The 26,961-nt window shown below is 30.4% G+C and carries 25 protein-coding genes; 5 read left to right on the top strand and 20 right to left on the bottom strand.

Annotation, left to right across the window (positions count from 1 at the left end; all coding sequences use genetic code 11):
* Positions 1-38: 38 nt before the first annotated feature.
* Genes ACFX5E_RS00165 through ACFX5E_RS00140 form a run of 6 tightly spaced genes read right to left on the bottom strand, consistent with a single transcriptional unit; the run spans position 39 to position 7,321 of the window.
* A complete protein-coding gene (locus tag ACFX5E_RS00165) occupies positions 39-659 on the bottom strand; it encodes an HNH endonuclease family protein (protein WP_379853138.1) in 621 nt (206 codons plus the stop codon).
* Positions 652-2,133, bottom strand: a complete 1,482-nt coding sequence (locus tag ACFX5E_RS00160) for an AAA family ATPase (protein ID WP_379853137.1) — start codon at positions 2,131-2,133, stop codon at positions 652-654. The genes ACFX5E_RS00165 and ACFX5E_RS00160 overlap by 8 nt, the downstream gene beginning before the upstream one ends.
* Positions 2,134-2,142: 9 nt before the next feature.
* Positions 2,143-2,859 (bottom strand): hypothetical protein, encoded by a 717-nt coding sequence (locus tag ACFX5E_RS00155; protein ID WP_379853136.1) that lies wholly within the window; start codon positions 2,857-2,859, stop codon positions 2,143-2,145.
* A 9-nt stretch (positions 2,860-2,868) separates the two neighbouring features.
* Complete coding sequence (locus ACFX5E_RS00150; protein WP_379853135.1) at positions 2,869-4,230, bottom strand: restriction endonuclease subunit S; 1,362 nt, start codon at positions 4,228-4,230, stop codon at positions 2,869-2,871.
* Complete coding sequence (locus ACFX5E_RS00145) at positions 4,220-6,484, bottom strand: N-6 DNA methylase (RefSeq protein ID WP_379853134.1); 2,265 nt, start codon at positions 6,482-6,484, stop codon at positions 4,220-4,222. Before ACFX5E_RS00145 ends, ACFX5E_RS00150 begins: the two co-directional genes overlap by 11 nt.
* Positions 6,485-6,541: 57 nt before the next feature.
* Positions 6,542-7,321, bottom strand: a complete 780-nt coding sequence (locus ACFX5E_RS00140; protein WP_379853133.1) for a hypothetical protein — start codon at positions 7,319-7,321, stop codon at positions 6,542-6,544.
* 321 nt (positions 7,322-7,642) lie between these two features.
* Between ACFX5E_RS00140 and ACFX5E_RS00135 the strand changes: the two genes are divergently transcribed.
* The gene (locus ACFX5E_RS00135; protein ID WP_379853132.1) at positions 7,643-8,746 is read left to right on the top strand and encodes a hypothetical protein; all 1,104 of its coding nucleotides are present in this window, start codon (positions 7,643-7,645) and stop codon (positions 8,744-8,746) included.
* Here ACFX5E_RS00135 and ACFX5E_RS00130 read toward each other — a convergent pair.
* The 8 genes from ACFX5E_RS00130 to mnmE all read right to left on the bottom strand — a co-directional run bounded on the left by ACFX5E_RS00130 (position 8,738) and on the right by mnmE (position 16,341).
* Positions 8,738-9,709: a DUF6371 domain-containing protein gene (locus ACFX5E_RS00130; protein ID WP_379853131.1), complete on the bottom strand. Its 972-nt coding sequence runs from the start codon at positions 9,707-9,709 to the stop codon at positions 8,738-8,740. The genes ACFX5E_RS00135 and ACFX5E_RS00130 overlap by 9 nt on opposite strands.
* A 54-nt stretch (positions 9,710-9,763) precedes the next feature.
* A complete protein-coding gene (locus ACFX5E_RS00125) occupies positions 9,764-11,104 on the bottom strand; it encodes a DUF3987 domain-containing protein (protein ID WP_379853130.1) in 1,341 nt (446 codons plus the stop codon).
* A complete protein-coding gene (locus ACFX5E_RS00120; protein ID WP_379853129.1) occupies positions 11,091-11,522 on the bottom strand; it encodes a SprT family zinc-dependent metalloprotease in 432 nt (143 codons plus the stop codon). Before ACFX5E_RS00120 ends, ACFX5E_RS00125 begins: the two co-directional genes overlap by 14 nt.
* A gap of 29 nt (positions 11,523-11,551) precedes the next feature.
* On the bottom strand, positions 11,552-11,887 hold the full coding sequence (locus ACFX5E_RS00115; protein WP_379853128.1) for a helix-turn-helix transcriptional regulator: 336 nt from the start codon (positions 11,885-11,887) through the stop codon (positions 11,552-11,554).
* Positions 11,888-12,089: 202 nt separating this feature from the next.
* Positions 12,090-12,995, bottom strand: coding sequence for a hypothetical protein (locus ACFX5E_RS00110; protein WP_379853127.1), 906 nt, complete (start codon positions 12,993-12,995; stop codon positions 12,090-12,092).
* Entirely contained in the window at positions 12,985-14,124 is a 1,140-nt protein-coding gene (locus ACFX5E_RS00105; protein ID WP_379853126.1) for a tyrosine-type recombinase/integrase, read from the bottom strand. Before ACFX5E_RS00105 ends, ACFX5E_RS00110 begins: the two co-directional genes overlap by 11 nt.
* Positions 14,125-14,135: 11 nt before the next feature.
* On the bottom strand, positions 14,136-14,708 hold the full coding sequence (locus ACFX5E_RS00100; protein ID WP_379853125.1) for a helix-turn-helix domain-containing protein: 573 nt from the start codon (positions 14,706-14,708) through the stop codon (positions 14,136-14,138).
* Between the two features lie 244 nt (positions 14,709-14,952).
* Positions 14,953-16,341, bottom strand: a complete 1,389-nt coding sequence (gene mnmE / locus ACFX5E_RS00095) for a tRNA uridine-5-carboxymethylaminomethyl(34) synthesis GTPase MnmE (protein ID WP_379853124.1) — start codon at positions 16,339-16,341, stop codon at positions 14,953-14,955.
* Positions 16,342-16,516: 175 nt separating this feature from the next.
* Between mnmE and ACFX5E_RS00090 the strand changes: the two genes are divergently transcribed.
* The 3 genes from ACFX5E_RS00090 (at position 16,517) to ACFX5E_RS00080 (ending at position 20,189) form a co-directional block, all read left to right on the top strand.
* Positions 16,517-17,347, top strand: a complete 831-nt coding sequence (locus ACFX5E_RS00090) for a universal stress protein (protein ID WP_379853123.1) — start codon at positions 16,517-16,519, stop codon at positions 17,345-17,347.
* 173 nt (positions 17,348-17,520) lie between these two features.
* Positions 17,521-18,354, top strand: a complete 834-nt coding sequence (locus ACFX5E_RS00085; protein ID WP_379853122.1) for a universal stress protein — start codon at positions 17,521-17,523, stop codon at positions 18,352-18,354.
* Between the two features lie 62 nt (positions 18,355-18,416).
* Positions 18,417-20,189 (top strand): MutS-related protein, encoded by a 1,773-nt coding sequence (locus tag ACFX5E_RS00080; protein WP_379853121.1) that lies wholly within the window; start codon positions 18,417-18,419, stop codon positions 20,187-20,189.
* Positions 20,190-20,422: 233 nt separating this feature from the next.
* Here ACFX5E_RS00080 and dnaN read toward each other — a convergent pair whose 3' ends face one another.
* The 6 genes from dnaN to ACFX5E_RS00050 all read right to left on the bottom strand — a co-directional run bounded on the left by dnaN (position 20,423) and on the right by ACFX5E_RS00050 (position 25,666).
* The gene (gene dnaN, locus ACFX5E_RS00075) at positions 20,423-21,541 is read right to left on the bottom strand and encodes a DNA polymerase III subunit beta (protein ID WP_073210869.1); all 1,119 of its coding nucleotides are present in this window, start codon (positions 21,539-21,541) and stop codon (positions 20,423-20,425) included.
* A gap of 107 nt (positions 21,542-21,648) precedes the next feature.
* A complete protein-coding gene (gldG, locus tag ACFX5E_RS00070; RefSeq protein ID WP_379853120.1) occupies positions 21,649-23,334 on the bottom strand; it encodes a gliding motility-associated ABC transporter substrate-binding protein GldG in 1,686 nt (561 codons plus the stop codon).
* Positions 23,334-24,059 (bottom strand): gliding motility-associated ABC transporter permease subunit GldF, encoded by a 726-nt coding sequence (gene gldF, locus ACFX5E_RS00065; protein ID WP_379853119.1) that lies wholly within the window; start codon positions 24,057-24,059, stop codon positions 23,334-23,336. The genes gldG and gldF overlap by 1 nt, the downstream gene beginning before the upstream one ends.
* 5 nt (positions 24,060-24,064) lie before the next feature.
* Positions 24,065-24,454, bottom strand: a complete 390-nt coding sequence (locus ACFX5E_RS00060) for a hypothetical protein (RefSeq protein ID WP_379853118.1) — start codon at positions 24,452-24,454, stop codon at positions 24,065-24,067.
* A gap of 21 nt (positions 24,455-24,475) precedes the next feature.
* Complete coding sequence (locus tag ACFX5E_RS00055) at positions 24,476-24,772, bottom strand: putative quinol monooxygenase (protein WP_379853117.1); 297 nt, start codon at positions 24,770-24,772, stop codon at positions 24,476-24,478.
* A 66-nt stretch (positions 24,773-24,838) separates the two neighbouring features.
* A complete protein-coding gene (locus ACFX5E_RS00050; RefSeq protein ID WP_379853116.1) occupies positions 24,839-25,666 on the bottom strand; it encodes an SAM hydrolase/SAM-dependent halogenase family protein in 828 nt (275 codons plus the stop codon).
* Between the two features lie 182 nt (positions 25,667-25,848).
* Here ACFX5E_RS00050 and ACFX5E_RS00045 point away from each other — a divergent pair, with 182 nt between their 5' ends.
* Positions 25,849-26,799 carry a PhoH family protein gene (locus ACFX5E_RS00045; protein ID WP_379853115.1) on the top strand — a complete coding sequence of 317 codons (951 nt, stop codon included), beginning with the start codon at positions 25,849-25,851 and terminating at the stop codon, positions 26,797-26,799.
* The last annotated feature ends 162 nt before the right edge of the window (positions 26,800-26,961 follow it).

Genomic DNA, 26,961 nt, shown 5'->3' with positions numbered 1-26,961 from the left:
TTTTTTATTTTGGTCATTGATTTATATTACATTTATTTTTAACATCGCTCTAAAAAATATCTAAAATTGTATCTCTGTAATTCCTTATTGGCAGCACTTTCAAAATTCGCTAGTTCCTCTAATCTTGTTTCTGGTCTTGCATCTTTATTGATACCTAAAACTGTAAGAGTATATCTTGCGGAATATCTATTTTCTATAGGAATATCAGTTCTAACTCTTATTTTACCGCTTTCAAAATCAATGAAGAAATAATCATCAAAACTATAATTTGGACTGTCAAATTTCAAAAGGTTTCGACTAAATTTATTACCCTTGTAACCATTACAACTACCACAACTTAAAAACAAATTAGGATAATAATATGCTTTAAAAGGTCTCTTTGTTTTTGGACAATAATGGTCAATTTCTGGCTTAATATGTCCATATTGAACCCATTTAGCATCACAATAAAAACAATGACTTATACTAACTAAACTTAACTGATTAACTATTAACCTTGCTCTAGATTGATATTCAAATGTACCCCAACTAAAATTATTTGCATTACCATTTAGCTCATATTCATTTTTCCAACTTCTGCCTTTTCTTATGAAAATTTGCTCTCCTGCAATTATGTTAGTCAAGCAGTTTGGTGGAGCATTCCTAACAAAACTATTCATCTAATTTAAAATCTTTTAATCGTTCCAATTGAGATAATTCTCTAGCTACTAATACTCTTGTTTCTTCACCAAAATCTTCAAGTTGAGAAATTACTTTTTTAAACTCATTTGTATCAATTTGGTTATTGTTTAATATTAATTCCCTATATTCTTTAAACTCATTTAATTTTTCTTCAATATCAGTATTAAATCTTTCATTAACACCAAATAAGGAGTTTGCAACTGCTTTAAAATCTAATATATTAGTGTCGAAATAATTTACTTTCCCTTTATCAAAAAGTAATATTTGATTTATATGTACTGATTGAGCAATAAAAGGGCTATGTGTAGCTATTAACATTTGATGATGGCTTTCGGAGTTAATTTTCTCAAGATACGGTATTAACTCTCTCTGTCTTTGTGGATGTAAAAAAGCATCGGGTTCGTCCATTATTAAAAGTGAATTTCCTTTTAATAAATTTTTCTTTATTGAACTAACAGTTATCAATTGTTGTTCTCCTTCACTTAAATCTTCAATGAAAATAATTTTACCACTTTCAATTTCTTTAACAGAAATAAATATTTCATCAAGGATGCCGATTTCAAACATTAGATTAATAATATGAAATAGAAAATATCTATTTCTATCATACATAAATTCATCAGGTAAATTAGGAATATCTTGAATTGCACCAATAAAACTGATATCATTATCCACCTTTATGAATGGTAAATTATCTTCCATATCTAGTTCAATAGGATTTGAATACCCTAATAAATTATCTATAAACAACCTTAAAAAGCCAGTAAAACCGAATAACTCTAATGGGTTTTGATTTTTAAAACCATCTGGTTTTTTAAATTTTAAGGATATGTGATTAAAGTTATATTTCGTGTCTTGAAGTGGTATTGAGAAATTTTTCTCATTTATATAATTCAATAAAAATAATAAAGAGAAGTGATTGGGTTTAATGTAAATTATTAATTTAGAAAAATAATCATATACTTTTGCAATACCACTTTCGCTTCTAATACCTCTAAAAAAATCTGCTTGTTTCCTTTCCGTTTCCTTGACAATACTTTGCAATGTTTGACAAAATCCTGAATAATAAAAGACTAAATTATCAGGTAAATAAGTCGTCATTTCTTTAATATCAGTAACAGGCTCATCATCAACAGACATTGAATAAGTTCCGCCAATACCGGAAGTCGACAATATAACATAATGAATACTTGCAATTACATTATTATCCTTTTCCTTAAGTATTTGTTTTACAATTGTGTAGTTAATTTGAAAATTAAAATCACGTTCTAATGATCTACCTAATTCACAATATTTTTTAGTATCTGAAAAAATCTTTGCTATAACTTCATAAACAGTTGATTTACCAGAACCATTTACACCAATTAAAACATTAATTTCTTTGTTAAAATTAATTGTTATATAAGGGTCAAACATTTTATACCCTTCAATGTAGAGTGACGTAATTTTCATAATTCTAACTTAATTGATTTTATTTCTAACATGTACTAATCTAAACATCATCCATTCATTCAAATCTTTTCTTTTTGGAAATAATTTTGGTTCAACCTTGTTGCAAATATCCAGTAAAACTTTATCCGAAACTTCAATATAATCTAGGACCGAATGTTTTAAATCAAAATTATAACATTCGGTTTTTTGAGATACTACTAATAAATTTGTACTCCATTTATCAATTGAGGTTTGAGCTACTCTAAAAAAATCAGTATTATCTTTGTTTGATTTTTTGGAATTGTCAATAGTATAATTCACTGTATGTGAGCCAACCATATTTCTCAATTTGTAAATATTCAAATCCTTAAATTTAGATACTATCTCTTTTTTATTAGGTATTTTGAAGATTTCTACTAATTCAATAATTGTATTTATTTGAAGATATATGGCATTTAAAATCCCGTATAATCTTAAATATAATTCTCCTTGACTGTTTGGGTTTGTTTGTAAGCCATTTTTGAGAAACTCTTGTATTGCATAATCAGTATCTTCAATTAGATCAGCACAGCTTTCGAGTAAAAAAGAATTATCACTGTGTTCAAATTGTAATGTTTTTTGAAGCTCTTTATTAAATTCTTCTTCCGGTAATAATCTATTTACACCCGCATAAGAAATTAAACTTCTAAAAAGCTCTGCTAAAATTTCTTTGTTAGACTTTAATTCTAAATACTCTAAATCAGTCATCAATTCTTTCTAATTAAATATTGCTTTTTCAAATACTAATATTGCTTTTTGCTTGTTTTGCATTGAAAGAACATCTAATTTCTTAATATCTTCTTTAATTGAATTTATATAAATTGATATTTCTTTTTGTTTTTCATTTGAAGGCAATGGAAATTGTAGATTAAAAAATATATCCTCGTTTATTCTTGGCATTCTTGCGCCACTTGTTTTATCACTTATTTGGTTTTGAATGATTTTTGAGGAAAGTACATATTTAAAAAACAACTTGTCTAACGAGTCAATAGTGTCAAAAACAAAGAATTCTGACGAGCAAATTATATTATCAAAGTCAGTATCATTTATCCAATATTTATTCAGATATGGTCTTAATTTACCATAAATAAAAAAGTTTTTAGGTATTCGTAAAGTTTGGCTTTTTATTTCTTTTCCCTTTACTTCTGGCATATCTAATAAAATGCCCGTAACTTTTTCTATATGTTCCATACCAACATATCGGAAATCATCATTTGGAAATTTTGGGCTATCTATTCTAATGGTTTTACCGTTTTCTCCTTTATTGAAATATTTAATAATATCTGAAAACTTGACAAGTTCATATTTTGAAACAAAAGTTGGTAAATTTCCAAGTAAAAAAAGGGCATCCCATCTTTGGGTTTCTGAAAATTTAATGATTTGAAATGCTTTTTTTGTTTTTGCTTTAACTTTATCAGCTTCAATAATTCCTAACTGTTCAAACAAATACTTTTCTATATCAATTTCTAATTGTTTAGATTGTAAAACTTGCACTTGAGCCGACTGTAATTTAGCATTATAAGCTGCTACGATTCTTGTTTGTTCTTCTATTGAGGGTAATGGTATTTCTAAATTTTTTAATGTTTCAAATGTTAGATTTTGTCTTACAGAACCTGTTGTGCTCTCTTTTATAACATTATTGAAAGTATTGGTTTTGAAAAGAAAAAATAAAAACTCTGGCAACAAATTTTCTTTACAACTAAAAACCACATAAGCAGGGCTTATATACTCATTTTGATGTTCCTCTAATTTTATACCAATAGATCCAACATTTATTCTGTATGGATTGTATGCTAACCAACCAGTTTGCATTTTTTTATATGGCTGATTTATTTCGGCTCCTTTTTGAGTGTAAGCATCAAAAATTCCCTTTTTGTTGTTTACTCCTAAAATTCCAAAATCGACCTCTTTCTGTTCAAATATTTTATATTTTTTACTTTGCTCTACAATACAAGTTCCTAATTTTACTATTGAATAATTGGAACTAATTAATTTTGAAGTATAGCGTTTTGTATCCCACAAAGAAAATTGAGAAAATGGAACTATTTTTAAATATTTGATTGTTTGACTATTTACCATAAAACATTTCGGGTTCGCTTACCATACCATCTACAATTCGTACTCTACCAATAATATCATCGTTTATTTGGTATTTTATTTCTTTGGTTTCATTAACCCATAATTTGTTAGCAATTCTATACGCTGTAAATTCTTCCTCTAATGGAACTAACTCATTTTCTATTACCGAACCAGTGGTGCTAATTCCTGCTTTTTCTACTTCGGCAATTGGTATTTCGTAATCAAAAAGTTGCTTGATTTTAGCTTTTATTTCATTTTCTATGGTTTGGTCTATTTGCTTTTCTTTGGCTTGAAGCTCTTTCCTGTCCTCTTTAGAAAGTGCTTCTTTACCCTTTATGGCTAGTTTTGATTTAATTACTTGTAGCTCGTTTTTATATATATCTTCGATAGCTGCTTTTGCTTTTGTTTGAACTGATTTATATTCTTTTACTTCTGCTTCTGCAAATTTTTTAAAGAATAATAAACTTGGTTTTACTGTTGCTCCACTTGCAATAAATACATCTTGAGGTATAGAAGTTATAAGTAGAATTTTTGCTTTGCTTTCTACAAAATCTCTAATCTTTTGCAAGTTGGTATTGTTTAAAACGCCTTCAGGTAAAACAATTCCCATTCTGCCACCTGGTTTTAATAAATTCAAACAACGCTCAATGAATAACACTTCGGTAAGTGAACTCAATTTCCCTGTTTTGTATAAACTCAATAAAGGTTTGTTGATGTTATCATTAATTTGTCGTAATGCAATTTCGTAAGCTGGGCCATATCGTTTGAGGTATTTTGCAATTCTTACTTCATCGGTGTATTTATCGGCTTCGGTAATCTTTAATGATTTTTCTACTCTGGATCCAAATGGAGGATTGGTTAATATAACATCAAAACGATTTTCAAATATTCCGTTTACGTTCAATAAACCATCGTTATGATGTACTCCACCGTGACCGTCACCGTGCATAATCATATTCATTTTGGCTGTTCTGCTCATTCGAGGATTAGCATCAGTACCAAAAATGCAATCATAACTCAATACTCGTAAACGACTGTCGGGATTGTTTATATCTAATTCAGCATTGAGTTTTGTAAATAAATCATTTACGGTTTCATCTACTTTCTCTTTGTCGGCTTCCTTCATTTTCTCGAAAGCATCATCAAAATAAAGCAATTTGATACGCTCTTTTTCTTCATGAATCTCTTGTTCTATTTTTGCTCTTACATATTCAAAAGCTTTAATCAAGAAACCACCACTGCCACAACAAGGATCGCACAAAACTTCTCCTTCTTCGGGATCAAGAACGTTTACCATAAAATCAACCACGGTTCTTGGTGTAAAAAACTGTCCAAGCTCTCCTCTAAAAGTTCTTCCTAAAAATTGCTCAAATGCAATTCCTTTAACATCATCACTAGTTGTAGAAAGATTATAAATTTGTAATTCTTCTACAATAGCTTCAAAGCTATTTTCTCTAATCCGTATTATTTCTGATGGTTCAAATAAATCATCGTCTTTAAAATCTTCTTTGGTTTGATTAAATAGTTTTTGATAAAATGGAGGATCTGTTAAAGCTCTATATTTATCGTCATAGTCTTTGGCTTTTTTAAATTCTTCTTTTGAAAAAATTTGTGCTCCAGAGTTAGACCTTTCATATCTAATCTTGATAAACAAAATTTTACTTATTTCGTCAAATGCTGCTTCAGGTGAAAGCTTGTCATTATTTCTAATAATATTATGGCATTTAAATAATAGTTTAGAGAATTCATCTCTAGTAAAAGCTTTTGTTTGTTTTAATAATTCTGATATTTTCTTATCATTATTTACAATATCAACTTTTGGTATATCAACAATCTCTTCCAGTTTTTTGGGTATGTTTCCCTTTACGACCTTGAAAATTCGGGTTTCTTTTAAATTAGTTGTAACAAAAAAATCGGCACCAGCCCAAGAAGCATAATTATAACCTTGAAAATAATCTTCTTCACGAACGGTAATATGTTCTGCTTTACATTCAACAACAATTATCGGACTTTTATGTTCAGACTTGTCTTTTGTATTTCTCCAAATAACAATATCTGCCATAGCACGACCCTGACCACGTTGCGAATTATTAACTTTCACTTCCTGATCCATTTGTTCCAAATTGAATCCATAAGTATCTAACAATCTGCAAATGTATTCTTGTCTTACATTTTCTTCTGGTTTTAATACCAACCATTTATTTAGTAATGGCGCAAATATTTTGTTGTCTTTGATCTGAACTTCTAATTTCATATGTAGATTGGAAATTTATTAACTATGCTATTTTCCAAAAATAGTATTTTTTAATTGTTATTTTATCATACTCCTCATCGTAATTTTGAATAAATCAAACCAAGTTAGCCAACCCATATTTTCTGATATGCTTTTTACAGATTGAGATGTAGTGATTCCAAATAAAATTTCCTCTAATGGTTTTGAACTACCTTTCCAACCGTTTTTATACCGATTAAACCACCAAACACTTTTCCATTTCTTTGTTGGCAATTTCATAGCATTCTTTTTACTTTTCTCTTCATCCGAGAATTTATATAATATATCTCGTGGAGCAATATCCAAAAAAATAAAATAGAATTCCTTTTTTTCTTTGGAGGTATTGGCATAATCTAAACCAACTCTTATTTTTTTTGCAATTTGGTCATACTCTTTAGAATCATCCTTTAAACTTATAGAGCTATACAATTTTGCTTCAAAAAAAATAATTTTATTCGATGTTTCAATGCTTGCATCAACTTCTGTTTCTTCTTTGATTGAATGTCCTTTATAAACTTTGCCAACTTCGATATCAATAACATCTTCCTTACTAAATGAAAATGGCATTTTTTGATTCATATCATTACCACAGAAAGAATGTTCTAGTATTTCATCTAAAGCAACTATTTTTTTTAAATCTGGAAGTTGTGAAATAATATCAAAACAAGACCAAGTCAAATCATCTTCGCTATTAGAACTTATACTGTTTTTTGATTTGTGATTAATACCTTTAAATTTGCTGTTAATAAATCTATCTAATTCTTTTTCACGACCAGGTAATATTACGTGATTGCGCTCGTAATCGTCATATTTAATCATAGCTTGAAATATTTATGTTCATTATCATAAGACCAAATTTAATTTATTAAAATATATTGAAATTGAGGAAAACCGTAAAGCAGTGATTTATTTTGATTTTTAAAAGTAGTAGTCCATTGTTGATCATGTTATATCATTCAAACCAGCAGCTTAAAAAACTTAGATTGAATTTTTACAATTTTTTAATACACCTCATATTTAGGCTGTAGTAAGTGGATGTCTAAACATTATTCTGAAATTTCCTGACCATACTTTTTTAAGTTATTGCAGTTTAATTACTTTTATAGAAACAATATTTTTTATAAAATATGAAAATTAGATATGGAAAAAGTAACATTTACTCGAGCAGAGCTCTATGATTTAGTTTGGGAAAGCACTTTTGGGTTTATTACAAAGAAATATGGTATAACAGGTTTTGGAATAAGAAAGGCTTGTGAACAAATGCAAATACCTTTACCTGATTATTCTCATTGGTTAAGTGTAAGATATGATAGACCATTGCGTATTACAGAGCTTCCTGAAAATTATACAGGTGAGGACACAGTTGAGATTCTTAAAAATAAATTTGAAATTATTACTAAAATTATACCTGAACCTACTCCTTTAATGCTATTAACAAAAGAAATCCAAAATGATCCAAAAGCACCTATACTTGTTCCTGAAAAACTCGTTAAACCTGATATATTAGTGCTTCAAACGAAACAGTATTGGGATAAAAAAAGTAAGAATGAAAATTATGAGCAGAACAATGACATTTTACCAATATATGTGGAAAAAAACAACCTTGATCGTGCTTTGAGATTTTTTGATACTCTAATTAAGTTATTAAAACATAGAGGTCATTCTATAAAAAAAGGGAAATATGGTTATGGAACCGTAGCGCTTATTGATGGCATTGAAATAAGTTTATATCTGAGAGAAGCAACAAGGAGGGTAAGTTCAACAAGAGAGAATTACAATTATGACTATGTTCCTACTGGTGAATTTATTATTAAAGTAGGAGACGGTTATAAGCATTTAGAATGTAGAGATGGTAAAACATTTCAAATAGAAGATCTTATATCTAAAATTGTTGCTAAGATGGAACTTGATGCAAAAGAGGAAAATGAATGGCAAGAAGAACGCCGAATCCGTCAAATAAAACAAGTAAAAGAGGAGGCCATAAAAAAAATATTTCAGGAACGTAGACAAAAAGAACTATCAAATTTCAAACAATTACTTTCTAATGCTGAAAGACTAGATAAGACAGCTAAACTTCGTTATTATATCAAAACAGTTGAGGAAAATGCTTTGGCCAATAATTCATTAGATGAGGAACTTGGTAACTGGATTGTTTGGGCAAAAGACAAAGTTGATTGGTATGATCCATTAATTAGAAAAGAAGATGACTTTTTGAGTGATTATGATTTTAAAAATTTAGTTTGATTCTGATGTGTTTAGCGAGAATTCCCTAAACACATCTTCCAAATCATTATTATAAATTCCTTCGGTTTTCAATTGTTCGTCTGTTTTACCATCAGTCATATCCCATACTTTAGTATTGATTCCCATTGAAATTAGAAGGGGAATTTTGTCATAAATCACATTCACTGCATTTTCACTTATATCGGGGATAATTAATACAGTATGGCCAATTAAGGGCTTCAGTTTGTTTACGGTAAGCCCATTGATTCCTCCATAGGCAATCCAAATATATTCGGGAAAATGAATATACCCTACAATTGCAGTTTTCTCGCTTTCAACGAGTATAATGGTCTTTTTTCCTTTGATTTTATCATAAATAAGATGTTCTCCAAAAAGACAGGCAAAATATCCATCTTCATTTTTATAGGGAACCCTAAACTTATTTGTTCTTTTTCCATTTTCATCATAAAAAGAAATTTTTGCTTTTTGAACTTTTAAATCCGTATTGACATTCCAAAACACTGTTCCACCATCTTTGCTAGTTCCTATAAGATATGTCTCTTTAGCATCTTCAACTTTTGTTTTGTCATAGACTTTAAAAAGATATTGCAAAAGATTGTTTTCTGGTTTTGTAGCATAGTACTCCCAAACAATACTTTCTGGAATATATTTGGGGGCTTTTGCCATCATTTCAGGGTTTTGCAACGTTTTTGCAATGTTTTTGCAAAAATTTTGCAAAGGTTTTGCAAAGGTTTCAAATTTATTTTGAATTTCATTCCACATATATTCAACACCATTTTCATCTATAAATATAGTAGGAGGTAGGGTTGTTTTTCCGCAGGAATGACAATAACCGTAAATGTCAGGCAGACCAATATAAGTAGAAAATTTACCATCTTTATTTTTTCTATTGCAACAAGGTGTTGTTAGGTTAAAATTTCTTTTGGGGTTAAATTTTAGTTTTTGTTCTATCTTATGTAACATAATTGATGAATGTAAAATGCAACCTGCAACCTGCAATCGCTTATTAAAGCACTGTTAAGGGTTATTTTCATTAGAGGTTTCAATGTTTTTGGTGCTTGTTGCAAGTTGCTGGTTGCTCAAAATATCACCCCATCTTCTTGAAATTGTAGATTTATTTAGCCCTGTAATAGCAACTACATCTTTTTGTTGACCATTGTTTTTCATTGCCATTTTAATCATATCATCGACATTAATTTTTTTCTCTTCAGATTTACAATTTTCTTCTAAAATGATTTGAAAATTGTTAAAATAAAATCCACAAATTTTGATTGCTATATCGACACTTTTGGGTTCAATAGATGATTCGAAATTAGAGTTTTGAGAGTTATTGATTAAATGGACAAGTAAAGTTAATTTATGTACATAAATCATCAGTTTTGCAAGATAGGCTTTGATGATTTCATCTGATTTTTCTTGTAGATCAATTAACTTTTGGGTATAGTCATATATTTTTTGCTCGGCTTCTTGTTGTAATTTTAATTCTATGCTTTTTACTTCTGAAAAATTTTCGGTTTCGTTACGACTTGATAGTAGATTATTTATAAGAATATTGTACGAATCAAGAACACTTTTATTAATTTTAACTTTACTCAATTTTGGGTTAGAGGTCAATTTTGGAGTAAACAATATGCGATCTATCAAACCACTTTCCAGATTTCCATTTGCAAAAAGTTTTGATGTAAATTGAGTTTGAACCGATCCGAGCAAGGTTACAAAGGTCTGTTCCATTCTAAAGTTATCTGTTGTTCTTCTCGAAATATCAATAAAACCATTATTAAAACAAGAAAGTAGAAATGATCTTAAATCAGCACCGTCAGGACTTTTGCTATTTGACATTTTATCAAAGACATACATAAACTCGTCATAGTAAATTCCGATTGAATAGGGATTTTTACTGTGTTCGTATTTCATTGATTCAATAGAAGCATTTTGTATCAATAATCGTTTTCTAATTGGCTTATTGTTTGGGTCATTTTCTTGGTCACAAGCAACTCTGTATTCATTGTATCTTTCATTATCATAATAATTAAGTGGGTTTGTTGCAATATCCATCGGAGCTGATTTTGTGTCGCCACGACTTCCTATAATTACCAAAAACAAATTGGGATAATTAGTGTAATTCATACTGGTTAACGAATAAGCTAGACCACCAGCGTTGCTGAAAGCAAAAAGAATAGAACTAAATAGATATTCTTTTGGAATCCTTTTATGTTCAAAATTTTGCTCAATTAGAGTCTTTATTTGGAGAGGAAAGGAATCTATTATCTCATTGAGTAGTTTTTTAGAAGTTTCTCTTTTAGACAAAACTATGCCTTCGATATTGTCTTTAATATCTTTGAGGTTATTTAATTCCATAGTTCGTTGGTTTTTTTAAGTAAACAATATTTTGAGTTTGTAAATCGTAGAATGGTCTAGAGCCATCAGGTTTATCGGGGACATTATTTATTGAATGATAACGAGTCAATAAAAGGTTTTTAACTTCTTTGATGTCTTTTTTAGTTGCCGGCTTATTTTCTTCCTTTGTAAAAAGACTTGTAGCAATATTTACCGCCAATGTTCCAGCAGTGGCATTTCCAACTCCCGCCCAACTCATCGTTTCAGATTTTTTTTTTACAATATTTTTATTTTCTGTTGAGGGTAAGTTTAATCCTTTTATCTTTCTAATTACAAAAGCTCGGGTTCTACAACTGTTGCTGCAATACTTTTGTTTTTGTCGTCTATTAGGCTTGTATTCTTTGCCACAATACTGGCATTTATATAAATAATTTTCCATTGTTCGTGATTTTTACGTTAGATTGACGATTAAAACAATCGATTTTTAGATAAGTACTCGTTGGCTCTGATTTCAAGTTCAGATTTAGATTCCTGTTTACCGCTTTTAACCCAATCCAATATTTCAGATTTAAGGAAATAAAGTCGTTTTGATTTCTTGTGATAAGGAATTTTGTTTTTGTGAACTAAACCATAGACGCTTGTTTTAGCTAGATCGATAAGTTTAGCTGCTTCGTCGATGTTTAAGAAGGCATCCTCATCAGAAGTTTTTGAGAAATTGATTGCCTGTAAAATTTTTTCTGTAATCTGATCAGTCAGTACTTTTATTCCTGCTTCTGTGATCATATAAAATTGATTGTTTTCCATATTTCAAAATTGGGAAATATACCGTGTGGATATTTATGTGGTTTGAGGTATGGATTTAATTATTTTAACAAACTCAATAAAATATGCCATAGCAGAGCTTTTTCATAAAAAAAATAAAACCTAATTAATGTTTTTTAAAAACATCAATTAGGTTTATCAGGACTTTTATAAGGAAAGAGCTTTGTTGTATTATGTTTTGTTTTTACTTCATTTTCATATTTTTACTTTTATAATGCTCTTTGTAGAGGATTGTATTGATATATTTTGTTGTTTTAGGAAGTTGATAATTTTTTATATTAGTAACTAAAGTTGAAAGAAAAGTAATCCTTTCTGTTTTTTCAAAATGATTAATACCTTTTGTCAAAATTTTGTAATTATTTGAATCTCTAAAATTTTTCCCAAAGCAATATTTGTCTTTAAAATCTATTATCGTATTTAATCGAATTAATTCAGTAAATGGTAAATTAAAAATAGAGTTTTCATTTTTCTCTTCATTTTCCTCAGTTAAAGCAGTACACATTATATGAAATAAATAGGCTTTTTCTTCCCCATTCAAGTTATTATCTTCACCATTTACTTGATCCTTCAATTCTTGACTTTTATTATTATCTTGAACTAACTTGTTTTTAGATTTGCTTTGGAATATTATATTGTCTTTTGGTATTTTAAAATTTCTAAAATTATTTTTATCATACATTTTATTATATTGATCCAAATTATTTTTATAATTTTTAACAACGTCAATTAAACCTTTTAAAGCTCCAAAATCACTCAAAAATTTATCAAAAGAATAATTAAGAGGTAATTGATCATTCTCTATTTTTTTATATGCTGGATAGATATGGTTTTTCAGAGTTAATTCTGTATTGTTCTCGGTGTATTCATAAAACTTATTTGCAAATATTGTGTCTAACTCATTTAATGAATCAAATAATCGGATATTACTTTTTTTTGAAATTAATAAATTTTGAGTATGTTCAATAATATTCAAATTCAGATAAAATACTAATGATTTCGCCTTTGAATTTATTAATGTTTCCAATATTTTTCTTTGCCCAATATTAAAAATTTTATTATAGCTATATTCATAATATTTTTTATATTCCATCTAATTTTAAGTTTATTCGGTTAGCAGCAACTATTTTGTTTTGGTCTATTACTTTTGTGTAAATCTGGGTAGTTGAAACGTTTTTATGTCCCAGAAGTTTGGATACCGTGTATATGTCAGTTCCATTAGCTAATTGCAAGGTAGCATAAGTGTGTCTAAAGTTATGGAAAGTAATTTTCTTTGTTATGCCAGCATCACTTAGCCATTTTTTTAATGGGCGTGTAATTTCGGTATATTTTGCATCCCCAAATACAAATTCATTCTCTTTTGGTTGCAAGTTTATGATATTTAGGACATTTTCGGATATTGGGTGATTAAACAAGTTACCAGTTTTTTGTTCTCTTACTTTTATATAATTACCTTGGTGAATATCGGAATAAACATTACAAAACGGTAATGTTATTACATCAATAAATCTTAAACCTGTAAGAGTGGATAAAAACGCCATATGTTTTAATTTTGGAAAGTCACAATCAGTATTCCACAAAATCTCCAACTCCTTTTCAGATAAGTATTCACGATAGGTTTCTTCCTCCTTTATAAATTCAGCATCTTCCGCAAGATTATGTTCTATTATTTTTTCTTTATAGGCTTTTTTAAGTACTATAATAAAATTTTTATAATAAGATGATGCCGTATTTATGGAAAGTTTATTTGGCTTTTTATTTCTCAAATTATTTGTCGTAAGTAGAAAAATTCGATATTTTTTTACGTGACTTGCATTTAGAAAATGAGACTTTAAAGAGGTTCCTGCAAATGCTTTAAAGTAATTCAAGGAGGCATTCCAGCTTGAATGGTTAGATTTAGTTCCATTGTTATAATACTCCTCGACTACAGAAGTGTAAAATTCAATAAAATCAACGTTATAGGTTATATTTTCTTTGAATCCGTACTTTTTGTCTCTGATCTGAGTCAATCTTTTAGCTCGTAATAAATCCGCATATTCTAAAGTGGATTTATTATGTGCTTTTTCGATTTCATCTTTAGGTTTTTCAAAAACTTGAAGGCCTAGAAATTCCCTCCTAGATTCTTTTCCTGTTTTTGGATTAACAATGGGAGGGAAGTAGTCTAAATACAAACTTGATTTATTGTTTGCTAGAGCTTTTTTGCGGAGTGAAACATTTGCCATTTATTTTGTTTTTAATTGAAAATCGAATCAATATCATTTTTTTTTACAAGAGTATATTTGCCTTGTTTTTTTTTAGGTATTTTGAACCTAATGATGAGATTATATAATGCTCCACTAGATATGTTGTATTTTTCTTGTGCTTCTTGAATAGTATAGGAATTGTCAAGATTAATGTCAATTTCTGGATTTTCAATACTTCTTTGAATTTCTTTCAAATTATTGTCAAAATAGGTGTCAATATCTTTCCTTCGGATTAGTGTTTTTCTAGCCGAAAAATTAAATGAATTGATTTCTTTTCTATCGATCAATCTGTAAAGAGTCTTTGTGGAAATATTTAATAATTGAGAAGCGTCTTTTACGGTTAAAAAGTCTTTGCTTTTTATTGCTTCAATTTTTGCAAGAGGCTCACTTTTTGTAATTGATTGATTTTCTGAATTGCTTTTCTCAATTTTTAAATTTCGAATAAGCAATTTGTTGTTTCTACTATTACAGGTCGGAGAGCAAAATCTAGTTTTTGTAGTCTTAGCTACGAACTGATTTTTGCAATATTCACAAACTCTATTTACACTTAAATTTGAACTCATTTTTCAGATGAAATATAAAGCATTAAAACTCTTTAAAGATAATTAAGTAGAAATAAGGGACATAATTTTTACTAATTCTATTCAAATATAATATTTTTTTTTAACGAGGTACAATATCGGTACAAAAAAAAGAAATATATGCCTTTGAATAACTAAATCAAAATTTTTTAAAAATAAAAAATCCCTTTAAAATAAAGGGATTGCTTGAGTTATATTGAAGTATGTTTAGTTATGTAAAGTTGATTTATTTTCCGATACAGAAATTAGCAAATATATTTCCAAGCAACTCGTCATTGGTTACTTGCCCGGTTATCATCCCAAATTGATACAAAGCCTCTTTAATATCGAGTGCCATTAGGTCGCTGGACAGGTTAGTTTCTAGTCCATATTTTACATTTTGAATTTCATTTAATGCTTTTAGGAGAGAGTCGTAATGTCTTGTATTGGTCACAATTGTCTCATTGTTTCGCAAAGCACCGGTATTTACAAAAGACAGCAATTGATTTTTAAGATCATCAACGTTTGTTTTTTCTTTGGCTGATAAAAGCAAAACTTCAGGAATCTCTGTTTTCAGATTTTGAATTTCAATTTCCGTTAATTTATCGGCTTTGTTACCAATTATAACTAAAGGCTTTAATGGAAACTGATTTTTAATTTTCTCAAGTTCCACTTTCAACTTTAAGCCATATACTTTAAACTCTGAACTGTCAAAAAGAAAAACTACAACTTGCGCCTGTTCAATCTTTTCGAAGGTTTTTCGGATCCCAATGCTTTCCACAACATCTTCGGTTTCACGGATTCCTGCGGTATCTATGAATCTAAATCCAATTCCTCCAATCACTAATTCGTCTTCAATCGTGTCGCGTGTCGTTCCGGCAATTTCCGAAACGATGGCGCGTTCTTCGTTTAATAAAGCATTCAAAAGCGTCGATTTCCCCACGTTTGGTTCGCCTACAATCGCTACGGGAATTCCATTTTTGATCACGTTTCCTACCGCGAATGAATCGATTAAGCGTTTCAAGACAAATTCGATTCTGTTTAATAATTCATGAAATTGAGTTCTGTCGGCAAATTCCACATCTTCTTCGGCGAAGTCCAATTCGAGTTCTATCAGCGAAGCAAAGTTCAACAGTTCTTCACGCAATTTGGCAATTTCGTTAGAGAAACCACCACGCATTTGTTGCATGGCAATTTGATGTGAGGCTTCGTTGTCGGAGGAAATTAAATCGGCAACCGCTTCGGCTTGAGATAAATCAAGTTTGCCGTTTAGAAAGGCTCTTAATGTAAATTCACCTGGATCGGCCATACGGCATCCTTTTCTAAGCAATAACTGAATAATTTGCTGTTGTATGTAGGTAGAACCATGACAAGAAATCTCAATAGTATTTTCGCCGGTATAGGAATTCGGACCTTTGAATATAGAAACCAGTACTTCGTCCAGGGTTTTTGTGTCATCAATAATATGACCCAGGTGTAAAGTATGTGTTTTTTGTGTGGTTAAATCTTTATTTTTAATAGAGCGAAAAACGGTATTACCAATAATAATTGCATCTTCACCAGAAATCCGAATTACGGCTATTGCTCCAGCTCCCGAAGGAGTTGCTAATGCTACTATGGAATCATGAGGTATCATATTGTATTGAATTTTATGCAAAAGTAAGTAAAACTTATAGGACAGCAAGACCCACTTATAAAACCATTAACTTTAATTTTAATTGGAAATAAGTATATCAGATAATTACTTCATTAATTTGTTTATTTTTTGTAAATTTATGTGAATAATTCTTAATCATTTATTAATGAATATCATGAAAAAAATTCTATATCCAACGGACTTTTCAGAAGCTTCAATAAATGCATTCATCTATGCATTAAAATTAGCCGATAGCATAAAAGGGGAAATCATTACTTTGCATGTTTATAATTTACCTCAAGTGGATTATAGTAATGACACGAACGGTTTGAATGAAATTTATGATATTGTGGCGTTAGGTAATTTTGAGAATTACAAAGATCAAATTCCTTTTTTACGGAGAATTGCGGAACAAAACAATTTAGAACATATCAAAATAAGTAATGTTTTAGATCAGGGTAATTTAATTGATAAAATCTTGAAGATTACTAAAGAGGAAGATATTGATTATGTTGTTATGGGAACAAAAGGTGCTACTAGCCTGAAAGAAACTTTTTTAGGAACTGCAACTACAAAAGTGATGAATGATACTAAAGCAATAGTGTTTGCTATACCGGAAAAATGCAAATATCAGCAAATAAAAAAAATACTTTTTCTTACCAAATATAACTATGAAGATATCAAAGTGCTAAAAAAAGTAATTGAATTTGCAACTGTATTTGACGCACACATAGATTGCTTGCATGTAAAATCGCCTCATCAAATTGATAATGATGTTTTTAAAGAAGAATGGCAAAAAATAAGCAAGGACCAAGATATTACCTTGCATACCATTAGCAATAATGATGTTGAAGGTATTATTCTAGAATTCATTGATTTGAATAAAATTAACATGATCACTATGCATGTTTATCATAAGAATTTTTTTAAAAAATTATTCCAGGTTAGTCTTTCAAAAAAATTAGCTTTTCATGTTAATATTCCTATTCTTGCCATTCCTGAATAAAAATTAATTCAATTGTATTACTCTTTTTATTTTTTAAAATTTATATGAAAAGAGGTGAGACAATTTTTGTATATTTTTTAAAAATATTACGTAAATAATTGATAATTATAATGTTAAATATTTAACATTACGTTTACCTTTGATAGAAGAACTAATTAAATATACTTGCTAAAATGAAAAAAATTTTATTTCCAACAGACTTTTCTGAAGTTGCCAATAATGCTTTTGTACATGCTTTAGAGTTTGCAAAAATAGTTCATGGCGAACTCATTTTGTTGCATACATTTGAATTGCCGGTATTTGATAATCAGTTTTTTCCCGAAAATTATGCAGTAATTTATGATTCATTGGAACTGTCCCAATTTAATATGTTTAAAGAGGAGATTCCAAAGCTTCGAGCAATAGCAGAAGAACGGAATCTGGACAAAATAAAAATGTCTCACCGACTTATGGATGGTGATTTACTATTTAATATAAAAAGAGCCATCAAAGAAGATAAAATTGATTTTGTAATAATGGGTACTTCCGGTGCCACTGGTTGGGAATCCTTTTTCTTAGGTACAAATACAGGTTCTGCAATATCAAATATTGATGTTCCGATGTTATGTGTCCCATTAGAAGCAAAATTCAAAAAAATTGAAACGATTGGGTTTACAACCCGTTTCAGACCTAAAGACAAAAAAGCACTTAAAACAGTTTTGGATATTGCTAAAAAAACAAAAGCTAAAGTAAAATGTCTTTACGTTAAAACAAACGAATCTGATGTCTCAAAAGAGACAATAGATAAATGGGAAACAGAGTTTATGCAAGAACCAATAGAGTTTTTTGTTATTAATAGTAATGAAGTAAAAGAAACTATATTAGATTTTATTTTGTACAAAGAAATTGATGTATTGACTATGCTTACCTATAAAAGAGGTTTTTTTGAAGGATTATTCAAACCTAGTTTCACCAAAAAAATGGCGACAAATTTTGATATTCCAATTTTAGCCATCCATATTGATTGATGCTAGAATTAGGTTTCCAGCCAAGTTCTATTTCCTTATATTTGCATCTCATCAAATGAAATATGGAAGTATATAAATCGAAAAAAGAAAGCTATTCAGCCCAATTAAATACAATTAACAAAAAGTACAATAGCATCAGTTTTTTTAGACTGCTAACTATTGTGCTTTTTTTAGTTTCTCTCTATTATTACTTTCAAACAAGTGAATTTCTTCTGATTATTTTGGCAATTTTGTTTTTTGGGTCATTTATCCTTTTGATGCGTTTTCATGCCAAATTATCTTTTCAAAAACAGATATTTATTGCCCTAATTGAAATTAATGAAAATGAAATTTCCTATTTAGAAAGAAAAAAAATCCCCTTTGAAAACGGACAGGAATTTAATGATTTTCATCATCCTTATGCGTACGATTTGGATATTTTTGGAGATCATTCCCTGTTCCAAAACCTAAATAGAACAGCCACATTTATTGGAAAAAAAACATTGGCCAAACAACTTTTAACGCTTTTGCCAAATGAGGAAATTTTAAAAAACCATAAAGCGATTAAAGAATTATCCAATAAGTTAGATTGGCGTCAGGAATTCTTGGCTTTCGCCAAAATAAGCCAGGATACTAAATCCAGTTATGAAACTTTATTGAAGTGGAGTACTTTTGAAAGCAAACCTTTATCAAAAGCCACAGTGTTGATTTCTTATATTTCACCGGTACTATTCTTAGGCGTTTTTATTGCCTATTTAGTGACATCAAAGCCAGTTTTTGTATCGTACTTAGCTTATTTGTTTGTTTTCAATTTAGCTTTTATGGGTAGATTTTTAAGACGCATACAAATTGAAATTGCCAACGCAGAGAACGTCGATAAAATCATCAATCAATATAGTTTGCTGGTTCAAAAAATTGAGAAGGAAACTTTCGAATCTCAAAAATTGATCGATTTGCAACAAAAACTAACCTATAAAAAAGAAAACGCCAGTGTTCATCTGAAACAATTGGCTGTTTTATTTTCGAAAATGGACAGTATTGGAAATTTTGTAACCGCATTAGTTTTCAACGGAACTTTTCTTTTTAATCTTCATGTTTTAAAATCATTGATACAATGGAAAAAGGACCATGCCGAAGCGCTCGAAGATTGGTTAAAAGTGATTGGTGAATTTGAAATGTTGAATAGCTTGGGTAATTTATCCTATAATAATCCGGAGTTTGTTTTTCCAATTATAAATACAAATTTCGAAATTGATTTCTCTAATCTGAGTCATCCGTTGTTGAATGAGAAAACACGGGTAGGGAATGAGGTACGTTTTCATCCACAATCTTTCATGATTTTGACGGGTTCTAATATGTCAGGCAAAAGTACTTTTCTGCGCAGCTTAGGGATTAATATGGTGTTGTCAGGAATGGGATCGACAGTTTGTGCCAGCAGTGCAAATGTACATCCTTTACCAGTTTTGGTTTCGATGCGTTTATCGGATTCCTTATCCGACAGTGAATCGTATTTCTTTGCTGAAATAAAGCGTTTAAAACAAATTATGGATGAATTGGAAGATAGACCTGCTTTTGTTTTATTAGATGAAATATTAAGAGGAACAAATTCTGATGATAAACGAAATGGAACCATAGAAGTAGTCAAAAAAGTGATTGCAAAAAAGGCCATTGGCGCCATCGCAACGCATGATATCGAAGTTTGTCTGACGACTAATGACTTTCCAAATACACTAATCAATAAATGCTTTGAAGTCGAAATCCACAATGATGAATTACATTTTGACTATAAACTTCGGGATGGAATTTGTAAAAATCGAAGTGCTACTTTCCTAATGAAAAAAATGGGAGTGATTTAGGAAAAGTGTTGAGTGTTCAGGTGTCAGATTTTAGATATCGGTTTAGCACATTCACAATCTTGTCATTCCGACGAAGGAGGAAACTCACGCAATGAGATTCCTCCTTCGTCGGAATGACAAAACCAATTGAAGTACAAAAAGAATAAAAGCAAAAAACCGTCCCGATTATCGGGACGGTTTTTTAAATATAAAAATGGTTTGGTTAATAGCGTATTTTAAAATCTAAATAGGGATTAGCTATTTAGCATTACTGGCATTACAAGCATGGTTACCGTTTCACCTTCTTCTAATCCATCAACAGGAGTTAGAATTCCGGCTCTGTTTGGTAAAGACATTTCAAGCATAATCATGTCTGATTGCAAGTTAGTCAACATCTCCGTAAGAAAACGAGAGTTATATCCTATTTGCATATCATCACCTTGATAATCACAAGTCAATCTTTCTTCTGCTTTATTCGAATAATCAATATCTTCAGCAGAAACATTCAATTCAGCACCAGCGATTTTCAAACGAATTTGGTGTGTAGTTTTGTTAGAGAAAATAGCTACACGACGAACAGAGCTCAAAAATTGAGAACGATCAATCATTAATTTATTTGGATTTTCTTTAGGAATTACCGCTTCATAATTTGGATATTTTCCATCAATCAAACGACACATCAAAATGTAGTTATCAAAAGAGAACGTAGCATTTGAATCGTTGTATTCAATTTTTACTTCAGCATCTGAACTTGTAAGAATATTTTTTAAGATAGTCAAAGGTTTCTTTGGCATAATAAAATCAGCCACTTGAGAAGCCACAACATCTGTACGGGCATATTTTACTAATTTGTGAGCATCAGTAGCTACAAATGTCAATCCTTGTGGCGAAAACTGAAAGAAAACACCTGACATCACCGGACGTAAATCATCATTTCCGGCAGCAAATATTGTTTTGCTGATAGCAGTTGCCAAAACATCGGCAGGAACTAGCGTTACAGAAGGATCATCTAAGTTTACAGATTTAGGAAATTCATTTCCCGGAGCATAAGCCAATGCATATTTTCCAGAATTAGAACTGATTTCAATCGTGCTATTTTCTTCAACAGTGAAAGTTAAAGGCTGCTCAGGAAATGTTTTAAGAATTTCCAAAAGTAATTTTGCAGGAACAGCAACGCTTCCTTTGCTCGTAGAATCTATAGTTAATGCCGCTGACATAGTCGTTTCTAAGTCGGATGCAGAAACCGTCAATACATTCTGATCTAAATCAAAAAGAAAATTATCTAAAATAGGTAAAGTATTACTACTGTTGATAACGTTACCTAAAACTTGTAATTGTTTCAATAAGTACGAACTCGATACTATAAATTTCATCTGTTATATTTTATTTTTTTGGTATACTTTTTATTTTATTTTTAAAAACCATACATTTTACAAATATATCGTAAAGTACTTTAGTATGGAAAATTTTTTATTAACATCTACTTGCTGTATTTTCTTTTTCTAAGGAAAGTAAATAGAAGTCCAAAAAGTACTAAAATAAGAATTGGTAGCCCGATAGTTATGAATTGTGTAACGGTATAGTTTTCATAAACTTTCTCTTTATCCAATAATGGTAAGTCAAGATCTTTGCTTCGAATGTTAATAAGTCCGTTATCATCAAGCAGATAATTGACACAATTTATTAAAAAATCTTTATTATCGTACAAATTTCCAGAACGTTGATCGTAGCCTAATTCTACTGGTTGAAAGTTTTTATCCAATTGATTTTTTATCAAATCTCCATCTGATATTACAATCATTTTGTTCTCTTTTCCTCTGCTTTCAAAATTCTTTTGATCGAATGGTAAAACTCGGTTTTCAAACATGGAATGAAACGAACCTTCCAATAAAACTGAAAGCGGAATATTCCCTTTGTTCAAATAATCATTTGGACTTGTTTCTTCGGTTACACTATTCAAATTAATTTCTGTTGGCGTTCCAATTTTTTGCGAATATTGGGAAGACTGCAACAAGATAGTTTTCTTGATTCCGTTTTTCAACGTATCGATTGGATTGGCAAAATCGAATTTGATTCCACCTAAATTTTTCACAATCGGATGTGGGCTATTCGAATAAACTTGAGGTGCAAATTTCCAGTTGAATTCTTGGAATTGAGTTGTGCTTCCTTGATCTCCGGAAGCCAATTTTATTGGGCTTCCTCGTTCATCTTTTATCAAATCAGGATTAATTCGGATTCCGTATTTAAAGAATAAATCATTCAAATTTAAATCTCTCGGATAGGCCAATGTTGATCCGGATGAATTGTATAAACTATCCATTTCAACAGTTACTTGGTCTACAAGCCATAACATTTTACCCCCGTTGATAATAAATTGGTCTAAAACCTGTTTTTCTGCATCCGAAAAAGTTTCTGTTGGTTTAGCAATTATGGCCAAATCATATTTTTCTAAAGCGTCTAAACTTCCAATAGGATTTTTGGCAACCGAATCTAAAGTAAAAGGTCCAATGTGGTAACTTTCTCTTACTTGCATTAGAAATTTAGCCATTAAGATATCCTGAAGCTCGCCATTTCCTTTGATTACTGCTATCTTTTTTTGTTTGTCTTTGGTGATTTTATTTAAAGCATCAGCAATAGAATATTCAAGATGTTGAATGGATCCAATCACTTTTTGGGTAGTCGAAGCACCCATTCTGTTTTTCAACAAAGGAATATTGACTTCTTTATTGTTATATACTGCAATTGCCCAAGGGAAAACCATAGCTTGGGATTGTTTTCCTTTGTCATCAACGGTAATATTTATTGGAGTTAAACCTTTACGATACAACTCTTTTATGTTATCCATGCTTTCGTCTTTGTTCTCCAAAGGATCAACAAATTCGAAAACAATATTTTTGTTATACGCCTGAAATTCTTCTAATAATTGTCGGGTTTCTTGCTGTAATCGTTTAAATTCAGCAGGTAAATCGCCTTGCATATATACTTTGATAGACAAAGGATTTTGCACTTGTTTAATTATGTTCAAAGAAGTTGCAGAAAGGGTATATCTTTTGTCTTTAGTTAAATCAAAACGATGAAAAAATTGGTTTCCAATACCATTTATAATCAGCAAAATGGCGAGTGTAATCAATAAAGTTTTTAGGTTGCTTTTTTTAATAGGTATCATTACGATTTAAAAGATTTTAGATTATAAACAGTCAAGGATAGGAAGAAAACCGTGACACTTAAAAAATAAATAATGTCCCTCGTGTCCAGAACGCCGCGGCTCATGCTCTTAAAATGATCTTGCATTCCTAAGGAAGAAATAAAGCTGGAAAGAATGGGAACAATAGCTGATAAACCTTCGAACCCAAAATAGAAAAAGAAACACAGGAAAACCGCAATTATAAATGCTACAATTTGATTTTCGGACAGAGTAGAAGTAAAGATTCCAATGGCTGAATATCCTGCAATCAGGAACAATAATCCAAAATAAGAGCCAATAGTACTTCCCATATCGATATTGCCTTCAGGCATTCCCAAACGAGAAATTACGATAACATAGATAAAGGTTGGAATGATTGCCATTACAATTAATAGCAAAGCTCCAAGAAATTTCCCAGTGACAATTTCCCAAATACTTAATGGTTTGGTTAATAATAATTCCAAAGTTCCCTGTTTCTTTTCATCAGAAAAACTGCGCATGGTTACTGCCGGAATCAAGAAGATTAATATCCAGGGTGCCAAGGTGAAAAATGGGGTTAAATCGGCAAAACCAGTATTCAATATATTGTATTCTCCTTCAAAGACCCAAAGAAATAGTCCGTTGCTAATTAAAAAAACAGCGATTACCAAGTAACCGATAGGTGAACCAAAAAAAGATTTTATCTCTCGTAATAATATGGATTTCATTTATGTTAATTCGTTGATTTGTATTTATTTTTATTGAATTTATTTAAAGGTATAAGTATTATTATGAAATATATTAAGCTAAAAATTATTCCAGTTATTGGTGCCAAAGTTAATCCAGTATCATTAGCTGAATTTCTTAGAGCTTTTTCTAATTCAGGTGTTCTCTCAGCTCCTGTAAAAAATTCATCTCCATTTAAATCGAAAGAATGTAAGTCTTTTTGAATAATATACCTAATAATAAAGACCATAATTATTATGGATATATAAAAGATAAATGCAGAAATTGATGCTATTAAAAAATTTGATAATCTATAATTAAAATATTTTTTATTTAAAAATACTAATAGCAAAACGACTAATAGCTCAAATGCAATAAAAGAAAATAACTTTATCATTTTACGTTATTAACTTCGTAATTATTCTAAACTAACTAATTTATCAACGCTCCAAGCTTCTGGTTTGTCGTTGAATAATTTTTTGGTAAAAGACCAGACATCATAAAAAAGTTCTGATTTTCTATAATTTTCTAAGTCTTCTTCGGTTTCCCAATAACTGTACGTAAAGAAAATACATTTATTGTCTTTATCCTGATACAGCTCTAAGAAACGATTTCCTGGAGCGTTTCGTATTTTTTCTTTCATCAACTCGAAGTTTTCTAAAAAAGCAGGAATATTTTCCTGGTGAAAGCTCAATTTTACTATTCGTACAAACATTTAGATTTTAGATTTAGGATTAACGATTGATGATTTTAGATTTTTTAAATTGATTACGGACCACTGCTAACTGAATACTATGTTTACAACATCTCTGTAATTCAATCCTAACAAGCTATTCGCTGAACCCACCTTAGAAGGATTACTTCTGAAAATGGCAATTTCCAGATAACCAGCTTCGTTGAAAATTGCTAATTTTTCGCCTTCGTAAGATTTAATCGGATATTTATCGGAACTGGCAATCGCCGAATAATTTGGCAAAATAGTTTTGATATTTTTAGTTTTCAATACAATTTCATAAGGCCTGCCTTTGGCAACTTCAATAAAATACTTTTTAGAAATATTAGTAATGACATTTCCAAAATGATCAATGTAAATGACATGTCCTTTTAATGAATTTCCATCATCGGATATAACAGCTTGTAAATCGGTTACTTGTTTTATATTTTTTATTTCTTTGCCAATGACGTTCAGCAAACCTCCTTTGGCAATATGGCAGGCTACTTTTACAAAAACATCAAGATCAGTCGCACCACTAGGCAATCGATCATGGATATTGATAGTCACTATTTTTTGAGGCACAATCTTTTGCGAAAGCATACTTAAAATGCCATTATCGGCCGCAATAAAATAATGGTCATTCCATTGCATAACAATATGCTGATTTTCTTTATTAAATTCCATATCAACTCCAATGAGGTGAACAGAGCCTTTTGGAAAGCTCGCATAGGAGGCTCCAATAATGTAACTTGCTTCAACTGTGTTGAATGGGTCTACATCATGCGAAATATCTATGATTGCTGCTTCGGAATACTCAGACAATATTTTTCCTTTCAACGCACCTACAAAGTGGTCTTTCAAGCCGTAATCGGTAGTAAGGGTAATTATTGACATAAATTTGTTTATAACTATTGGTATTATGTGAACCTATTTTTTATTAAATTTGAGAAACGCAAAGCTAATAATAGTAAATTCAAAAAAGCAAAAAACAAAAACAAATTCTAAATAATACTACAAATTAGACGAATAGGCATACCATTTACTAATTGATTAATTTTAATTTAAAACTACTTAATTTGAACGAAAGGATCATCGAGCTCATAGACATCGCTCCAAAAGACTTTTGGGGCGCTCAAGACACTCATCTTGAAACAATTAAAAAATACTACCCAAAATTAAAGATTGTTGCTCGGGGAACAACCTTAAAAGCTTTTGGCGAAAAAGAAGTTTTGGACGAGTTCGAAAAACGATTTCAACGGTTGATGCTGCATTTTACACGTTACAATACTATAGATAATAATGTTATTGAACGTGTTATTTTAAGTGATGGCCAACAAGTGGAACGAATGGGCGATCAGGACAAAATTTTGGTACACGGTGTGGGTGGAAAAATCATCAAGGCGATGACTCCAAACCAACAATTGCTGGTAGATACCATGAATAAAAACGACATGCTTTTCGCTGTTGGGCCTGCAGGAACGGGAAAAACCTATACAGGAGTCGCCATGGCCGTGAAAGCATTGAAAGAAAAACAAGTCAAGCGTATTATACTCACGCGCCCGGCTGTAGAAGCAGGGGAGAATCTTGGTTTTCTTCCGGGTGATATGAAGGAAAAGTTGGACCCGTATATGCAACCTTTGTACGATGCTTTGCGTGATATGCTGCCTAATGAAAAACTGGAAGATTATATACTGAAAGGAATTATCCAGATTGCACCTTTGGCATTTATGCGTGGCCGAACTTTGGATCATGCTTTTGTAATCTTGGATGAAGCCCAAAATACTACCCATTCGCAAATGAAAATGTTTCTGACACGTATGGGGAAAAGTGCCAAGTTTATGATTACGGGTGATCCGGGACAAGTCGATTTACCAAGAAGAACCATTTCAGGGCTTAAAGAAGCCATATTGGTTCTAAAAGATGTGGAAGGAATTGGAATTATTTATCTTGATGACAAAGATATTGTCCGACACAGATTAGTAAGCAAAGTAATTGACGCCTACAAACAAATAGAAAATCACGATTAAGAATTATTTTTATCATTGAAAAAGAGAGGACTTAAGTTAATTAATCCTCTCTTTTTTTAATATTCCTTCTCTTTTAAATTGTAAATCTTTGTAAATTTCCGATCGATGATTTTAAGCCTATCTTAAAAGGAAGATTCTCGTTCCCATTTTCTTTGTGTATCT

This window comes from Flavobacterium xylosi (genome assembly GCF_042787345.1).
In the GTDB taxonomy this organism is placed as follows: Bacteria; Bacteroidota; Bacteroidia; order Flavobacteriales; family Flavobacteriaceae; genus Flavobacterium; species Flavobacterium xylosi.
This window is presented reverse-complemented; position numbering and strand designations above follow the sequence as displayed.

Bases quoted from the DNA above. Each gene is read 5' to 3' on its own strand.
- ACFX5E_RS00055 (WP_379853117.1), bottom strand. From the start codon at position 24,772: ATGTTTGTACGAATAGTAAAATTGAGCTTTCACCAGGAAAATATTCCT.
- ACFX5E_RS00050 (WP_379853116.1), bottom strand. From the start codon at position 25,666: ATGTCAATAATTACCCTTACTACCGATTACGGCTTGAAAGACCACTTT.
- ACFX5E_RS00135 (WP_379853132.1), top strand. From the start codon at position 7,643: ATGGAAAAAGTAACATTTACTCGAGCAGAGCTCTATGATTTAGTTTGG.
- ACFX5E_RS00085 (WP_379853122.1), top strand. From the start codon at position 17,521: ATGAAAAAAATTTTATTTCCAACAGACTTTTCTGAAGTTGCCAATAAT.
- mnmE (WP_379853124.1), bottom strand. From the start codon at position 16,341: ATGATACCTCATGATTCCATAGTAGCATTAGCAACTCCTTCGGGAGCT.
- ACFX5E_RS00165 (WP_379853138.1), bottom strand. From the start codon at position 659: ATGAATAGTTTTGTTAGGAATGCTCCACCAAACTGCTTGACTAACATA.
- ACFX5E_RS00115 (WP_379853128.1), bottom strand. From the start codon at position 11,887: ATGGAAAACAATCAATTTTATATGATCACAGAAGCAGGAATAAAAGTA.
- dnaN (WP_073210869.1), bottom strand. From the start codon at position 21,541: ATGAAATTTATAGTATCGAGTTCGTACTTATTGAAACAATTACAAGTT.
- ACFX5E_RS00140 (WP_379853133.1), bottom strand. From the start codon at position 7,321: ATGATTAAATATGACGATTACGAGCGCAATCACGTAATATTACCTGGT.
- ACFX5E_RS00130 (WP_379853131.1), bottom strand. From the start codon at position 9,709: ATGTTACATAAGATAGAACAAAAACTAAAATTTAACCCCAAAAGAAAT.
- ACFX5E_RS00155 (WP_379853136.1), bottom strand. From the start codon at position 2,859: ATGACTGATTTAGAGTATTTAGAATTAAAGTCTAACAAAGAAATTTTA.
- ACFX5E_RS00090 (WP_379853123.1), top strand. From the start codon at position 16,517: ATGAAAAAAATTCTATATCCAACGGACTTTTCAGAAGCTTCAATAAAT.
- gldG (WP_379853120.1), bottom strand. From the start codon at position 23,334: ATGATACCTATTAAAAAAAGCAACCTAAAAACTTTATTGATTACACTC.
- ACFX5E_RS00060 (WP_379853118.1), bottom strand. From the start codon at position 24,454: ATGATAAAGTTATTTTCTTTTATTGCATTTGAGCTATTAGTCGTTTTG.
- gldF (WP_379853119.1), bottom strand. From the start codon at position 24,059: ATGAAATCCATATTATTACGAGAGATAAAATCTTTTTTTGGTTCACCT.
- ACFX5E_RS00110 (WP_379853127.1), bottom strand. From the start codon at position 12,995: ATGGAATATAAAAAATATTATGAATATAGCTATAATAAAATTTTTAAT.
- ACFX5E_RS00125 (WP_379853130.1), bottom strand. From the start codon at position 11,104: ATGGAATTAAATAACCTCAAAGATATTAAAGACAATATCGAAGGCATA.
- ACFX5E_RS00145 (WP_379853134.1), bottom strand. From the start codon at position 6,484: ATGAAATTAGAAGTTCAGATCAAAGACAACAAAATATTTGCGCCATTA.
- ACFX5E_RS00160 (WP_379853137.1), bottom strand. From the start codon at position 2,133: ATGAAAATTACGTCACTCTACATTGAAGGGTATAAAATGTTTGACCCT.
- ACFX5E_RS00150 (WP_379853135.1), bottom strand. From the start codon at position 4,230: ATGGTAAATAGTCAAACAATCAAATATTTAAAAATAGTTCCATTTTCT.
- ACFX5E_RS00100 (WP_379853125.1), bottom strand. From the start codon at position 14,708: ATGAGTTCAAATTTAAGTGTAAATAGAGTTTGTGAATATTGCAAAAAT.
- ACFX5E_RS00105 (WP_379853126.1), bottom strand. From the start codon at position 14,124: ATGGCAAATGTTTCACTCCGCAAAAAAGCTCTAGCAAACAATAAATCA.
- ACFX5E_RS00080 (WP_379853121.1), top strand. From the start codon at position 18,417: ATGGAAGTATATAAATCGAAAAAAGAAAGCTATTCAGCCCAATTAAAT.
- ACFX5E_RS00120 (WP_379853129.1), bottom strand. From the start codon at position 11,522: ATGGAAAATTATTTATATAAATGCCAGTATTGTGGCAAAGAATACAAG.